The sequence below is a fragment of the Aeromicrobium senzhongii genome (assembly GCF_014334735.1).
In the GTDB taxonomy this organism is placed as follows: Bacteria; Actinomycetota; Actinomycetes; order Propionibacteriales; family Nocardioidaceae; genus Aeromicrobium; species Aeromicrobium senzhongii.
In genome coordinates this window covers 598,416-612,795 of the sequence record NZ_CP060587.1, presented here as the reverse complement: position 1 = coordinate 612,795, position 14,380 = coordinate 598,416, and the positions used below count along the sequence as shown (strand labels likewise).

At 69.6% G+C, this 14,380-nt stretch carries 13 protein-coding genes; 2 read left to right on the top strand and 11 right to left on the bottom strand.

Annotated features, from left to right (window positions below; translation table 11 throughout):
* Positions 1-11 precede the first annotated feature (11 nt).
* The 7 genes from H9L21_RS03090 to H9L21_RS03060 all read right to left on the bottom strand — a co-directional run bounded on the left by H9L21_RS03090 (position 12) and on the right by H9L21_RS03060 (position 8,188).
* On the bottom strand, positions 12-1,571 hold the full coding sequence (locus H9L21_RS03090; RefSeq protein ID WP_154595735.1) for a succinic semialdehyde dehydrogenase: 1,560 nt from the start codon (positions 1,569-1,571) through the stop codon (positions 12-14).
* A gap of 63 nt (positions 1,572-1,634) precedes the next feature.
* Positions 1,635-2,102, bottom strand: coding sequence for a GNAT family N-acetyltransferase (locus tag H9L21_RS03085; protein ID WP_154595736.1), 468 nt, complete (start codon positions 2,100-2,102; stop codon positions 1,635-1,637).
* Positions 2,099-2,872, bottom strand: a complete 774-nt coding sequence (locus tag H9L21_RS03080) for a carbon-nitrogen hydrolase family protein (protein WP_154595737.1) — start codon at positions 2,870-2,872, stop codon at positions 2,099-2,101. The genes H9L21_RS03085 and H9L21_RS03080 overlap by 4 nt, the downstream gene beginning before the upstream one ends.
* Entirely contained in the window at positions 2,869-3,966 is a 1,098-nt protein-coding gene (locus H9L21_RS03075; protein ID WP_222865905.1) for a GuaB3 family IMP dehydrogenase-related protein, read from the bottom strand. The genes H9L21_RS03080 and H9L21_RS03075 overlap by 4 nt, the downstream gene beginning before the upstream one ends.
* Positions 3,967-4,009: 43 nt before the next feature.
* Positions 4,010-5,515, bottom strand: coding sequence for an IMP dehydrogenase (gene guaB / locus H9L21_RS03070; RefSeq protein WP_154595739.1), 1,506 nt, complete (start codon positions 5,513-5,515; stop codon positions 4,010-4,012).
* A gap of 59 nt (positions 5,516-5,574) precedes the next feature.
* On the bottom strand, positions 5,575-7,209 hold the full coding sequence (locus tag H9L21_RS03065) for an FAD-dependent oxidoreductase (protein WP_187411743.1): 1,635 nt from the start codon (positions 7,207-7,209) through the stop codon (positions 5,575-5,577).
* A 40-nt stretch (positions 7,210-7,249) separates the two neighbouring features.
* Complete coding sequence (locus H9L21_RS03060; RefSeq protein ID WP_230081296.1) at positions 7,250-8,188, bottom strand: AurF N-oxygenase family protein; 939 nt, start codon at positions 8,186-8,188, stop codon at positions 7,250-7,252.
* A gap of 132 nt (positions 8,189-8,320) precedes the next feature.
* Here H9L21_RS03060 and H9L21_RS03055 point away from each other — a divergent pair, with 132 nt between their 5' ends.
* Positions 8,321-8,614 (top strand): helix-turn-helix domain-containing protein, encoded by a 294-nt coding sequence (locus tag H9L21_RS03055; RefSeq protein WP_187411742.1) that lies wholly within the window; start codon positions 8,321-8,323, stop codon positions 8,612-8,614.
* On the opposite strand, the gene H9L21_RS03050 is transcribed toward H9L21_RS03055, so the two are convergent.
* The 4 genes from H9L21_RS03050 to H9L21_RS03035 form a co-directional block, all read right to left on the bottom strand.
* On the bottom strand, positions 8,592-8,909 hold the full coding sequence (locus H9L21_RS03050) for a hypothetical protein (RefSeq protein WP_154595741.1): 318 nt from the start codon (positions 8,907-8,909) through the stop codon (positions 8,592-8,594). The two genes, H9L21_RS03055 and H9L21_RS03050, sit on opposite strands and share 23 nt — an antisense overlap.
* A 143-nt stretch (positions 8,910-9,052) precedes the next feature.
* The gene (groL, locus tag H9L21_RS03045; protein ID WP_154595742.1) at positions 9,053-10,654 is read right to left on the bottom strand and encodes a chaperonin GroEL; all 1,602 of its coding nucleotides are present in this window, start codon (positions 10,652-10,654) and stop codon (positions 9,053-9,055) included.
* A 32-nt stretch (positions 10,655-10,686) separates the two neighbouring features.
* On the bottom strand, positions 10,687-10,980 hold the full coding sequence (gene groES, locus H9L21_RS03040; RefSeq protein WP_078698994.1) for a co-chaperone GroES: 294 nt from the start codon (positions 10,978-10,980) through the stop codon (positions 10,687-10,689).
* A 158-nt stretch (positions 10,981-11,138) separates the two neighbouring features.
* Positions 11,139-12,695 carry an ABC transporter substrate-binding protein gene (locus H9L21_RS03035; RefSeq protein WP_154595744.1) on the bottom strand — a complete coding sequence of 519 codons (1,557 nt, stop codon included), beginning with the start codon at positions 12,693-12,695 and terminating at the stop codon, positions 11,139-11,141.
* A 266-nt stretch (positions 12,696-12,961) separates the two neighbouring features.
* On the opposite strand from H9L21_RS03035, the gene H9L21_RS03030 reads away from it, so the two are divergent.
* Positions 12,962-14,362, top strand: a complete 1,401-nt coding sequence (locus H9L21_RS03030) for a trimethylamine monooxygenase (protein WP_222865837.1) — start codon at positions 12,962-12,964, stop codon at positions 14,360-14,362.
* Positions 14,363-14,380: the final 18 nt, after the last annotated feature.

The following is a 14,380-nucleotide window of genomic DNA, read 5'->3' as shown; positions in this document are numbered from 1 at the left end:
GGTGACCCCTCTCAGGCCTTCCGGCTGAATCGGCGCATCAGCACCAGCCCGACCGTCAGCACGGTGGTGAAGGTGCGCTTGGACAGCTGCGGCGGGCCGCCGACCGGCACGAGCCGCTGGACACCGACGGACTGGCTCTCGGTGAAGCGCAGCAGGCCCTCGGCGCCCTGACGGCGCCCGGTGCCGGACTGCTTCATCCCGCCCATGGGCGCGCCGATGCTGCCGAACGTGGCGGCGAAGCCCTCGTTGACGTTGACGGTGCCCGCCTGGATCCTCGGAGCCACCTTGCGGGCCCGGCGGACCGGTCCCCAGACGCTGGCGTTGAGCCCGTAGACGGTGTCGTTCGCCTGCGCGATCGCCTCGCCGACGCCGCGGTACGGGTACAGCGACACGAGCGGGCCGAAGGTCTCCTCGGCGAAGCACAGTGCGGTCTCGGGCACGTTCTCGAGCACGGTGGGCTCGTGGAACCACGGTGCGATGTCGGGGCGGGCCCGGCCGCCCGAGACGACGGTGGCTCCGTGGTCGATCGCGTCGGCGACGTGCTTCTCGATGGTGGCCAGCTGCGCGGGCGACACGAGCGTCCCCATCTCGGCCTCCCAGTCGGCGTTCGCGCCGTAGCTCAGCCGCTCGAGCCGCTCGGCGAGCGCGTCGCGGTACTGGTCGTAGATCGACTCGTGGACGTAGATGCGCTCGATGGACACGCAGAGCTGACCGGCCGAGCTGAACGCGGCGTTGATCGTGCCCTCGACCGTCTTCTGGACGTCGGCGCCGGGCAGGACGATCATCGGGTTCTTGCCGCCGAGCTCGAGCGAGCAGCCGATGAGCCGCTCGGAGCACTGCGCGGCGATGCGCTTGCCGGTGGCGGTCGAACCGGTGAAGCAGATGTAGTCGGAGTTGTCGATGATCGTCGACCCGATCGTCGATCCCGCGCCGCTGACGACCTGCCACAGGTCCTTCGGGAAGCCGGCGCGGTGCATCAGCTGGATGATCGCGAGCGCCGTGAGCGGCGCCTGGCTGTCGGGCTTGTGGACGACGGCGTTGCCGGCGGCCACGGCGGCCAGTCCGTCGACCAGCGCCATCGACAGCGGGTAGTTCCACGGCGTGATGAGCCCGACGACGCCCTTGGGCTGGTGGTACTGGCGGATCCCGGTGAGCACGGGGTACGCACCCGCGATCCGGTGCGGACCGAGGATGCGCGAGAGCCGGCGGCCGTAGTAGCGGCCGGTCAGCGCGGTGTGGAGCACCTCGTCGAACGCGTGCGCCCGAGCCTTGCCCGACTCCAGCTGCACGAGATCGAGCAGCTCCTCGCGGTTCTTCAGGATCAGGTCGTGCAACCGCAGCAGCGCCCGCTTGCGACGCCGCAACGACGTCCGGGCCCAGGCCCGCTGGGCGACGCGGGCGACCGCGAAGGCGTCGAGCACGTCCTGCTCGGTCGAGACCGGGACCGTGGCGATGTCGGCGCCCGTGAGCGGGGTGACGGTCGTGCGCGTCTCGGTGCCCGTCGCCCGGATGAGGGCCGTGAGTTCGGCGATCCGCGCGGGGCTGACTGTGATCTGGGCGACATCAGGCATGAGAGGACGATACCGCGAAGTAACCGAATGTGACACACTCCGTGTCACATAGAGCGAACGCCCCTACGCCGGCTGCTGCGCCGCCAGGGTCTTGGCGAAGCAGAGCGACTCCGGCACCTGGTCGTAGGGCGGGTAGACCTCGATGGGCGCGTATCCCGAGCGCTCGTACAGCGCGATCGCGGCGCGCTGCCGCTCGCCCGTGTGCAGCACGACCCGGTCGGTGACCCGGGCCGCTCGCGCTTCGATCTCGGCCAGGAGCCGGGGCGCCAGTCCCGTGCCCCGCGTGCTCGGCAGCAGGAACATGCGCTTGATCTCGACCAGGTCGCGCAGCCGGCGCAGGCTGACCGTGCCGACCGGCTCGTCGCCGTCGAGGACGAGGAGACAGGCGATCACCGCGTCGGGATCGATGTCCTCGGCGCCGACCGTGTGGCGAGGCCGTCCGTAGAGGTCGCTCATCTCCTGGGACATCCGGGCCCGCAGCGCGACCGCACGCGGGTCGAGGAAGTCGACCTCGACGATCCGGGCGCTCACCGTCGCACCACCGGTCCCGGCTCGCGCAGGTCGGCGAGCATCGCGTGCTGAGCCCTCGTCGCCTTGAGCAGGGGGCGGTCGAGCGTGGCGACCGCCACGCCCTCCCCCGTTCCGACCTCAGCGACGACGCGCCCCTCGGGGTCGTACACGGCGCTGCCACCGTCGAAGTCCGCGCCGGCCACCGACCCCGTCAGCCCGCTGACGACCGCGTACATGCCGTTCTCGAGCGCGCGGGCCCGGTAGTACAGCTCGCGCCGGTGGGCACTGCCGGTGAAGTACGCGACCGAGGCGGCGTACACCTCCGCACCGGCCAGGGCGACGGCGCGCGCGTGCTCGGGGAAGCACCCGTCGTAACAGATCGACAGGCCCACGGACCACCCCCGGACGTCGATGATCACGCTGTCGGCACCGGGGACGACGTGCTCGTTCTCGGCATCGCACGGGTTCTGCTTGTCGTACACGCGGCGGCCGGCGGGATCGTCGCCGAGGCCGAACGCCAGCGTGGAGATCGTGAAGCCGTCAGGCCCGTCGAGGCAGGCTCCGACCAGCACCACCATGGCGGCCTCGGCCGCGGCCGTCTCGATGGGACGCAGTCGCGGATCGGTCTCGCCCACGACGATCGGCGGCATTCGGTACCCGCCCAGGAAGAGCTCGGGCATGACCAGCAGGTCGGCGCCACGGGCCAACTCGACGGCCCGGACCACCGTGGCGATGTCGGCCTCGACGTCGCCCTGCGAGGCGAACTGACCCGTGGCGACCGTCAGCGTCACCCGAGCACGACCTCGATCCGCTGGAACTCCTTGAGATCGGTGTAGCCGGTGGTGGCCATGGCCCGGCGCAGCGCGCCGACCAGGTTCATCGTGCCGTCGGGGACGTTCGAGGGACCGAACAGCACCTGCTCGAGCGAGCCCACCGTGCCGATCTCGACCCGCTCGCCGCGGGGAAGGTCGCCGTGCCAGGCCTCGGCGCCCCAGTGGAACCCGCGACCGGGCGCGTCGGTCGCGCGCGCGAAGGGCGAGCCGATCATGACGGCGTCGGCGCCACAGGCGAAGGCCTTGGTCAGGTCGCCACTGCGACCGATCGATCCGTCGGCGATGACGTGCACGTAGCGGCCACCGGACTCGTCGAGGTAGTCGCGCCGCGCAGCGGCGACGTCGGAGACGGCCGACGCCATCGGCACGGCCACGCCCAGGACGCTGCGGGTCGTGTGCGTGGCGCCACCGCCGAAGCCGACCAGCACGCCGGCGGCGCCGGTGCGCATGAGGTGCAGCGCGGCCTGGTGCGTCGCGCACCCGCCGACGATGACCGGCACGTCGAGCTCGTAGATGAACTCCTTGAGGTTCAGCGGCTCGGCGTTGCCCGACACGTGCTCGGCCGAGACCGTGGTGCCGCGGATGACGAACAGGTCGACGCCGGCCTGGACGACCGCGTCGGCGAACTGCTTGGTGTGACCCGGGCTCAGGGCACCGGCGACGGTGACACCCGCCGCGCGGATCTCGTGCAGGCGAGCGGTGATGAGCTCGGCCTTGATCGGCTCGCTGTAGATCTGCTGCAGGCGCGGGGTGACCTGCGCCGGCTCGATCCGGGCGATCTCCTCCAGCAGCGGCAGCGGATCCTCGTACCGGGTCCACAGACCCTCGAGGTTCAGCACGCCCAGGCCGCCGAACTTGCCCAGGGCGATCGCGGTCTCGGGACTCATGACCGAGTCCATCGGCGCCGCGATGATCGGCAGGTCGAACCGGTAGGCGTCGATCTGCCAGTCGGTGGAGACCTCGTGCGGGTCGCGCGTCCGCCGACTCGGGACGATCGCGATGTCGTCGAAGTGGTAACCCTGGCGACCGCGCTTGGCCAATCCGATGTCGATGCTCACGGCTGACAGCCTATCGGGCGCTCACGACGCCCCGACGTCACAGGATCGTGTAGTTGGGCGCCTCGACGGTCATCTGGATGTCGTGCGGGTGGCTCTCCTTGAGTCCGGCCGTGGTGATCCGGACGAACCGGCCGCGCTCCCGCAGCTCGGGGATGGTGCGCGAGCCGACGTAGAACATCGACTGGTGCAGGCCGCCGATCAGCTGGTGGGCCACCGACGACAGCGGGCCGCGGTAGGCGACGCGCCCCTCGATGCCCTCGGGCACGATCTTCTCGTCGTTCGTGACGTCGGCCTGGAAGTAGCGGTCCTTGGAGTAGGACTTCTTGCCGCGCGAGGCCATCGCGCCGACCGAGCCCATGCCGCGGTAGGTCTTGTACTGCTTTCCCGCGACGAAGATCAGCTCGCCGGGGCTCTCCTCGCAGCCGGCCAACAGGGACCCGACCATGACGCTCTCGGCACCGGCGACGAGCGCCTTGGCGATGTCGCCGGAGTACTGCAGGCCACCGTCGGCGATGACCGGCACACCCGCGGGCTCGGCCGCCAGGGAGGCCTCGTAGACGGCCGAGATCTGCGGCACGCCGACACCCGCGACGACGCGGGTGGTGCAGATCGAGCCCGGGCCGACGCCGACCTTGACCGCGTCCACGCCCGCGTCGACGAGCGCCTGGGCGCCGTCGCGCGTGGCGACGTTGCCACCGATGACCTGGACGTTCGCGAAGGCGGGATCGGCCTTCAGCTTGCGGACCATGTCGAGCAGGGCGCGGGCGTGACCGTGGGCGGTGTCGACCACGAGCACGTCGACGCCGGCCTCCATGAGCCGTCCGGCACGCTCGTAGGCGTCACCGAAGAAGCCGACCGCGGCACCCACCAGCAGACGTCCCTCGGCGTCCTTGCTGGCCATCGGGAACTGCTCGGACTTCACGAAGTCCTTGACCGTGATGAGTCCGGCTAGCTTGCCGTCGGCGTCGACGATCGGCAGGCGCTCGCGCTTGTGCTGGCGCAGCAGCGCGGAGGCGTCCTCACGGCTGATGCCGACCGGGCCGGTGATCAGCGGCATGTGCGTCATGACGTCGTGGACGAGGGTGGTGGACCACTCGGCGACGGGCGTGAAGCGCAGGTCGCGGTTCGTGACGATGCCCAACAGGGTGTTGTCCTCGTCGACGACCGGAAGCCCCGAGACGCGGTACTCGCCGCAGCGCTCGTCGAGCTCCTCGAGGGTCGCCTTGGGCCCGATGGTGACGGGGTTGGGGATCATGCCCGTCTGGGTGCGCTTGACGAGATCGACCTGGTAGGCCTGGTCGTCGATCGAGAGGTTGCGGTGCAGGATGCCGATGCCGCCCTCACGGGCCATCGCGATCGCCATGCGGGACTCCGTGACGGTGTCCATCGCGCTCGACAGCAGCGGGATCCGCAGGGAGATCTCCCGCGTCAGCCGGGTCGTCGTGTCGACCTCGCTGGGGATGACGTCCGTCTCTCCGGGGAGGAGCAGGACGTCGTCGTAGGTCAGACCAAGGGACGCGAACTTGTCGGGGATGCCCACCATGGGCCAAGTCTACTCGCGGCCGAACGGCCTTCCGACCGGCCCGGACGTGATCCGCGACGTCAGTGCACGGGCGTGACGGGGCTGACCTTCAGCATCTGGTCGACGGACTCGAACTTGACCCGCGGACGGCCCTCCCGGGCGCCTCGCTTCTCCTCGGCCTTCTCGATCGCGAGCATGCGACGGCGTCCCACGACGTGGTCGACGCGCATCCGCACGAACGCTCCGAAGGCGCGCCGGGGGCGCGGCGGCGGCGCGATCCGCCCTGCGTTCGCGTCGGCGACGATCGCGGCGATCGTCTCGTGGGCGCAAGTGCGGTTGGTGCCGATCCCCCCGTTCGCGCCGCGCTTGATCCACCCCACGACGTAGGTGCCGGGCACCTGCTGCCCGCTCGCCGGATCGACGACCCGGCCCGACTCGTTCGGCACGGTCGCGGTCTCCTCGTCGAACGGCAGCCCCGGCACCGGGGTGCCCCGGTGACCGGTGGCGCGGATCAAGGTGCCGCAGGGCACCGTGACGGCCTGCTCGGACACGCCGGACGGGGCGACCTGCACGGCCTCGACCCGCTGCTCGCCCTCGACCGAGACCACCTGACGACCGAAGGCGAACACGAGCCGGCGGCGCTCGCTCGGCGGCGCCGTCAGGTCGACGTCGACCAGCGGCAGGGCGGCCAGCACCGCGGCGTTGGAGTCCGGCTCGGCCTCGGCCAGCTCGCCCTCGGTGAACTCGTCGCGCGCCACCACCACGTCGATCCCCGGCGGCATCATCAGCAGCTCGGGACGGGTGAACGCGGCGGCCGAGGGACCGCGCCGACCGAGCAGGACGACTTCGCGGACGTCGAGGTCGCGGAACGCCTTCACGGCGTGATCGGGCATGTCGGTCCGCGCCAGCACGGCGGGGTCGTGCAACAGCAGCCGCGCCAGGTCGAGGGCGACGTTGCCGTTGCCCACGACCACCACCCGGTCACCGGCGAGGACGACGCCGGTCGTGTCGATGTCGAGCGCGCCGTTGTACCAGCCGACGACGTCCGGCGCCGCGTAGACGCCGGCCAGGTCCTCACCGGGGACCCCGAGCTCGCGGTCGCGTCGCGCGCCGACGCCGTAGATGACGGCGTCGTGGTGCTGCAGCACCTCCTGGTGCGAGATGTCGCGGCCCACCTCGACGTTCATCACCATCTTCGTGCGGGGGTGCTTGTAGGCCCAGTGGAAGAGCTCGGCGAACTTCTTGGTGTCGGTGTGGTCGGGGGCCACTCCCCCGCGCACCAGCCCACCCGGCACGGGCAACCTGTCGATCATCGTGATCTTCGCGTCGGTCGAGAGCAGCAGCTCGCGGGCCGCGTAGGCCGCTGCCGGGCCGGTGCCCACGATGGCGATGGACAACGGGCGCAGCAGGTCCCCGCCCATCTCGTCCCACGTGTGGGTCTGCGGGCTCTCGCGCTCGGGACGCTGCTCGAAGTACGCCGCGTTCAGCTGGGCGAACACCGCCTCGGAGCCACGCAGCAGGTCGATGGCCTTGGGGGCCGCGACCGGGCACGCGTCGGCGCAGGCGCCGCAGTCGATGCAGACCTGCGGATCGACGTAGAGGATCTCGGCCGTGCCGAAGTCGGGCTCGTCCGGCGTGGGATGGATGCAGTCCACGGGGCAGACCGAGACGCACGAGGCGTCCTTGCAGCAGGACTGGGTGATCGCGTAGGCCACGGTTGGTCTCTCGAGGGGTCGGCGGTGCGTCGGCGGGCGCTCAGAGCATGTGGACGGTGCGGTAGATCCGCATCGCCGACGGCGTCAGCAGGCCGACCTCGGAGAGGAAGTCCATGAGGTGGACGCAGCTCATCCGCATGAGGTTCTGGTGGTGGGTGTTGGTCTTGACGGCCGCCTTGGCCTCCTCGGGATCGAGGCCGACGTTGGCGTAGACGTCGTCGTTGACCAGCGAGTCGACGATGATGGCCGCCACGATCGCGATGGCCAGGGCGGCCAGGTGCCGGCGCGGCTTGGAGATGCCGGAGAGGTGCTCGCGGATCTCCAGGCGCGCGAACTTCATGTGGCGCGCCTCCTCGACCACGTGGATCTTGCTGCTCGTGCGCACCTCCTCGAGCACGTTCTCGCCGCGCATCCAATCGCGCTGCATGACGTCGAGGACCTCCTCGGCGACCAGGATCGCCGCGTAGGACATCTCGCCGTTGGCGGTGGTGCGGAAGACGCGGGCCAGCTCGTGGAAGAGGCGGCGCGGACGGTAGTGCGGGACGCCCATCTTGCTGCAGGTCTTGCTGAACATCAGCGAGTGGCGGCACTCGTCGGCGATCTCGGTGAGGGCGAAGCGGAACTCCGGGTCGCCGTAGTCGGCCGAGTACTGCGAGCGCAGGACCATCGACTGCAGCATCGTCTCGAACCAGATGCCGGTGCTCATGATGGAGCCGACCTCGTGACGGGTGAGGTCGATCCGCTGCTGCTCGCTCATCCGGTCCCACAGCGCCGTGCCGTAGAGCGTCGACCACTCGGGGTTGAGCCCGTACTTGGTCGGATCGAGGGGCTTGGCCCAGTCGATCTCCTGATCGGGGTCGTACGACAGGACGGCGGCCGACTCGAGCAGACGCTCGAGCTCGGTGTCCATGTCGATGGACTGGCGGAACTCGACGGCGGCGCGATCGTCGGTGACGGTCATGGCGGTCTCCTCGGTCATCGGATGTGACATTGTGAATGTAACATAGGATGTGAGGCGCGTCACGGAGTTTCCCGCGGGCTGGACAGCAGGCAGGTCGCGACCTACTGCATTGGGCTGTACTCGTGCCCCATTGGGCCCATGATGTTGTGCATGCCCAAGCGCACCCCTTCCGACCGGACGGCCGAAGTCGCAGGAGCGTTCGCGGCTTGGCTGCGCCGGCGCCGCGAGGAGCTCTCGATGACGCAGGAGGAGCTGGCGCACCAGTCCGGCCTGAGTCGCAACCAGATCCAGAACCTCGAGAACAACCGCAACAACAACTCCGTCGGACGATCGTCGGCCAACCCGAGCCTGGACACGATCCTCGCCCTGGAGGCCGCCCTCGGCCTGGAACTGGGCGACCTCATGGTCCAGGTGCGCGAGTTCATGGAGTCCGGCAAGCGCTGACCCCGTCGCCGCCGGCGGACCCGTCGCGGCGGTGCCATTCGGCGACGACCTGCTCGAACAGGTCGGCCGCGTCGCGCAGGGCCGCGGCGAAGGCCCGCCCCTGGTCCGGCGACCTCGCGTAGGACTCGGCCGCATAGGCGAGCTCGGGGCGATCGGCGGGCAGAGCGCCCAGCAGGATCACGACCCACGCCCCGCCGGGCGCGGGGAACGTTCGGGCGTGCTGTTCGTCCTCTGCCGTCGCTCCGGTGCGGTGATCGGTGCACCACCACGGGCAGGTGGTCACTGGCGTTGTCATGGAAGACGTCCTATCAACGGGAGCGGACACCGGGTCGGGACCTAGGTTATTGGGCTCGTCCCGCGCTGTCCTCCCCCGTCTCACCCAGGGGACGACGAAGGCCCCGGGCAGCGCCCGGGGCCTTCGTCGTGCAGAGCAGTCGATCAGTGATTGTGACCGGCGTGCTCGTCGCCCTCATCGGCCGGCTTGTCCACCACGAGAGTCTCGGTGGTGAGAAGCATGGCCGCGATCGAGGCGGCGTTCGCCAGAGCCGAACGCGTGACCTTGACCGGGTCGAGGATGCCCTGCGCGAGCAGGTCACCGTACTCGTCGGTCGCGGCGTTGTAGCCCTCGCCCGACTCGCGCACCTTCGACACCACGACCTCGCCGGAGACGCCGCCGTTGCGGGCGATCCACTCCAGCGGGGCGTCGGCACCCTTGCGGACGATACGCACGCCCAGGGCCTCGTCGCCGGTCAGGTCCAGGTCCTTGTCCAGCACGGCGACCGCGTGGACCAGCGCCGAGCCACCGCCGGGGACGATGCCCTCCTCGATGGCCGCGCGGGTCGCCGAGACGGCGTCCTCGATGCGGTGCTTCTTCTCCTTGAGCTCGACCTCGGTGGCCGCGCCGACGCGGATGACGCAGACGCCACCGGCCAGCTTGGCGAGGCGCTCCTGGAGCTTCTCGCGATCCCACTCGGAGTCGGTCTGCTCGAACTCGGCCTTGATCTGGGCCACGCGGCCCTCGACCTCGGCCTGGTCGCCGCCGCCGTCGATGATCGTCGTGTCGTCCTTGGTGACGACGACGCGACGGGCGGTGCCCAGCACCTCGAGGCCGACCTGGTCGAGCTTGAGGCCGACGTCGGTGGTGACGACGGTCGCGCCGGTCAGGGTCGCGATGTCCTGCAGCATCGCCTTGCGGCGATCACCGAAGGCCGGAGCCTTGACCGCGACGGACGTGAACGTGCCGCGGATCTTGTTCACCACGATCGTGGACAGGGCCTCGCCCTCGATGTCCTCGGCGATGATGAACAGGCTCTTGCCCGACTGGACGACCTTCTCCAGCAGCGGCAGGAGGTCGGCCACGGCCGAGATCTTGCCCTGGTTGACGAGGATGTAGGGATCGTCGAGGACGGCCTCCATGCGCTCGGTGTCGGTCACCATGTACGGGGACAGGTAGCCCTTGTCGAACTGCATGCCCTCGGTGAACTCGAGGTCGGTGCCCATGGTGTTGGACTCCTCGACGGTGATGACACCGTCCTTGCCGACCTTGTCGAAGGCCTCGGCGATGAGCTCGCCGATCACCGAGTCACGGCTCGAGACCGTGGCGACGGCGGACATGTCGGCCACCGAGTCGATCACGCGAGCACGCTCGTGCAGCTCGGCGGTGACGGCCTCGACGGCCTTCTCGATGCCCTTCTTCAGGCCGACCGGGTTCGCGCCGGCCGCGACGTGGCGCAGGCCCTCGTGGACCATGGCCTGGGCCAGGACCGTGGCGGTCGTGGTGCCGTCACCGGCGACGTCGTTCGTCTTGGTGGCGACTTCCTTGGCCAGCTGCGCGCCGAGGTTCTCGAACGGGTCGTCCAGCTCGATCTCACGCGCGACGGACACGCCGTCGTTCGTGATCGTGGGGGCGCCCCACTTCTTGTCGAGGACGACGTAACGGCCCTTGGGGCCGAGGGTCACCTTGACGGTGTCGGCAAGCTTGTCGACACCACGTTCGAGGGCGCGGCGTGCGCCCTCGTCGAATTCCAGAATCTTGGGCATGAGTGCTCCCTGAAGAGGTTGGGCGGGTGGACTCAGGCGATGACGGCGAGAACGTCACGGGCGTTGAGGATGAGGAACTCCTCGCCGCCGTGCTTGACCTCGGTGCCGCCGTACTTGCTGAAGAGGACCTTGTCGCCGACGGCAACGTCGACGGGGATGCGCTCGCCGCTGTCGCTGACGCGACCGGGGCCCACGGCCACGACCTCGCCCTCCTGCGGCTTCTCCTTGGCGGTGTCGGGGATGACGAGACCCGACGCGGTGGTCTGCTCGGCCTCTCCGGCCTTGATGACGATGCGATCTTCGAGCGGCTTGATGGTGACCGACACTGGTCGACCTCCCCTTTCGGATGAGTAACGTTCGGGTTGGCACTCACCCGGGGGGAGTGCCAGACCTCAGCGTAGCACCGGCTGGCACTCACCCCAACGGAGTGCCAAGCACCCGGAGCGCGACGGGGGCCGGGCCTCGGCCCGGCCCCCCGCCGGTCTCAGCCCTTGGCCCGGATCGTGCGCAGGTTGAGCACCCGGTATCCGGCGTCGAACTCGAGGTCCTTGCTGAAGTAGTCCGCCGTCGACCACAGCAGCGGAACGACGTCGTGGCGCTTCAGCAGGGACTCCTCGGCCTCCGACCACGTGGCGCAGCGCTGGTCGCCGTCCTCACCGGCCACGCGCTCGACCAGGGCGTCGTACTGCTCGTTCTTGATGCGCCCGTAGTTGTACGAGCCACCTTCACCGAGGTTCGAGCTGGTCTTGGTCACCATCGGGAACGGACTGCGTGCCTCCGAGATCATCGGGAAGACCACGAGGTCCCACGGCTCCCGCTCCTCGTAGACGATGGCGACCAACTGCGCCAGGCTGCCGTTCTTGACCTCGACGTCGATGCCAATGTCGCGCAGCGCCTCGGCGAGGTACTCCGGACCGGAGTTCTGCGACTCCATGCCGACGACGATCACCGACAGCGTCTTGCCGCCGGGACCATAGCCGGCGTCAGCCAGAGCAGCCTTCGCCGCGGCGGCGTCGAACGGCAGCGTGTGCTGCTCGTTCGTCTCGTCGTAGCACTCCATCGTCGGCGAGAGCATCGTCCTGATCGGGTCGGCGACACCGAACGATGCGGCCTTCGCATAGCCCTCGGCGTCGACCGCCTGCGCGATGATGCGCCGCACCTGCGGATCGGCGCCGGGGCGACCCGGGCGCTGGTTGAACATGAGCGACTCGGTGCCGTTGGCCCGGCCCTTGATCGGCGCGTGCTCCTTCGTCAGTCGCGCGGCGTCCCTGCCGACGATCGAGACGATGTCCGCCGCGTCGGTCTCGAAGAGGTTGGCACGCGTGGAGTCGGCGGTCACGATCTTCATCGTGATGCGCTCCGGCAGCGAGGCGTCCTCCTCGACCGCCGGGGAGTCCCACCGCTCGAGGACGTAGGAGTCGCCGCGGGTGCTGGACGCCAACCGGTACGGCCCCGAGCCCGCCGGCACCGTCGCGAGCTTCTCGGTGTCCGCCAGACCGGACGGGCAGACGATGAAGGCACTGCGCAGGCCGTCGAGCATGTCGATGTGCGGGCCCTTGAGCTCGATGGCCAGCGTGTGGGCCTCGTCATCGGCCACGACCGACTTCACGCCCGCCGCGCCGAACATGCGGCCCGTCAGGACCGAGCCCGTCGAGGGGTCGGCGAGGCGCTCGATCGACGCCGCGACGTCCGAGGGCTTCAGCGGCGATCCGTCGCTGCAGGTCAGGTTCTCCTTGATGACGAACTCGGCGCGCGTGGGCGTGTTCTTCCAGCTCGACGCGATCGCCGGGACGTACTCCCCGGACTTCAGGTCGATGCGGATCAACGTGTCGTAGAGCGCCTCGTAGACCTGGCTCGCGCCGTTCTCATAGGCGCTCAGGGCCGGGTCGAAGGTGTCGACGTCGTTCCGTACGGCGAGGGTGATGTCCTTCGGGGCCTCGCCGGCGGCGACGTCCGTCGTGTCTCCACCGCCGCTGCACGCCGCCAGGGTGACGGCGGCGAGCGCCGCCGCCAGTGCCGACGAAATGGTCTTCTGGTGCACGGCATGTCCTTCGGTCGTGTGATCTGGGTCTCACCGCATTCTGGGGGTCGTCCCCCGATTTAGTCAAACATGAATTCAACTTTGATTTAGCCCGGACAGAGGCACGTCGCGCCGAGGGTCCACGCAGCACCCGGCCGACCGACGACCCGCCCCCACTACGATGGATGGCCCCTGGTGCCCGTCCATCGACGCGGCACCGGACCATGCGGCGCCGCCCCCGGGTCGCGCGCCCCTGAACCCGGGCCTGCGTGGCCGGAGAGGAAGACTTGACCCAGAGCGTCGCGATCATCGGAGCAGGACCCAGCGGGATGGCCCAACTGAGGGCCTTCGAATCGGCGGCGCGAGCCGGCGGCGAGATCCCCGAAATCGTCTGTTACGAGAAGCAAGCCGACTGGGGCGGGCAGTGGAACTACACCTGGCGGACCGGCCTGGACGAGCACGGCGAGCCGGTCCACTCGAGCATGTATCGCCACCTGTGGTCGAACGGCCCGAAGGAGGCCCTCGAGTTCGCCGAGTACACCTTCGACGACCACTTCGGCCGGCCGATCTCGTCGTACCCGCCTCGCGAGGTGCTCTGGGACTACATCAACGGCCGCGCCGAGAACAGCGGAGTGAAGAAGTACGTCCAATTCTCCACCGTCGTGCGCTGGGTCGACTTCGATCCGCAGACCGAGCGGTTCACCGTCACCGTCGAGGACCTCGAGACCGGCACCACGTCCGCGCGGGAGTTCGACCACGTCGTCGTGGGCTCGGGTCACTTCAGCACCCCGAACACGCCGTACTTCACCGGCATCGAGACGTTCCCCGGTCGCCTCTGCCACGCGCACGACTTCCGCGGCGCCGAAGGACTCGCCGGCCAGGACGTCCTGCTGATCGGCGCCAGCTACTCGGCCGAGGACATCGGCGTGCAGTCGTTCAAGATGGGCGCCCGGTCCGTCACCTTCAGCTATCGCACCGCGCCGATGGGGTTCGACTGGCCCGAGGGCATGGAGGAGCTGCCGCTCGTCGAGCGGTTCGACGGCTCGGTCGTGCACTTCTCCAACGGTGAGACGCGGCGCTTCGACGCCGTCGTGCTGTGCACCGGCTACCTGCACCACTACCCGTTCCTGCCGTCGGACCTCGCCCTGGACTCGCCGAACTGCCTGTACCCGGACCACCTGTACCGCGGCGTGGTCTCCGAGGCGAACGACCGGCTGTTCTACCTCGGCGCCCAGGACCAGTGGTTCACGTTCAACATGTTCGACGCGCAGGCCTGGTACGTCCGCGACGTGATCATGGGCCGGATCGCCCTGCCGGATGCTGCCGAGCAGCGGCGCGACATCGACGCGTGGCGCGAGCGCTTCGCGTCCCTGCAGACCGCCGGCGACGAGATCCGGTTCCAGGCCGACTACATCCGCGACCTGATCGACCTGACGGACTACCCCGCGTTCGACCTGGACCGCGTGGTCGAGATCTTCCTCGCATGGAAGGCGGACAAGCAGGAGGACGTCCTCACCTACCGGGACAAGGTCTACCCCTCCGTCCTCACCGGCACGATGGCCTCGGTCCATCACACTCCGTGGCTGCAGGAGCTGGACGACAGCCTCGAGCGCTACCTGTCCGATCCCGTCGACGACGAGGTCGCCACGTTGGTCACCGAGGAGGAGGACCGGGCCGCGACGACCTGAGGGCCGGACGCGGGGACA

What these genes read in the sequence shown, in the direction of transcription:
- H9L21_RS03050 (WP_154595741.1), bottom strand. Translation starts at nt 8,909, where the DNA reads ATGACAACGCCAGTGACCACCTGCCCGTGGTGGTGCACCGATCACCGC.
- guaB (WP_154595739.1), bottom strand. Translation starts at nt 5,515, where the DNA reads ATGGTGGGCATCCCCGACAAGTTCGCGTCCCTTGGTCTGACCTACGAC.
- H9L21_RS03090 (WP_154595735.1), bottom strand. Translation starts at nt 1,571, where the DNA reads ATGCCTGATGTCGCCCAGATCACAGTCAGCCCCGCGCGGATCGCCGAA.
- groL (WP_154595742.1), bottom strand. Translation starts at nt 10,654, where the DNA reads ATGCCCAAGATTCTGGAATTCGACGAGGGCGCACGCCGCGCCCTCGAA.
- H9L21_RS03055 (WP_187411742.1), top strand. Translation starts at nt 8,321, where the DNA reads ATGCCCAAGCGCACCCCTTCCGACCGGACGGCCGAAGTCGCAGGAGCG.
- H9L21_RS03060 (WP_230081296.1), bottom strand. Translation starts at nt 8,188, where the DNA reads ATGACCGAGGAGACCGCCATGACCGTCACCGACGATCGCGCCGCCGTC.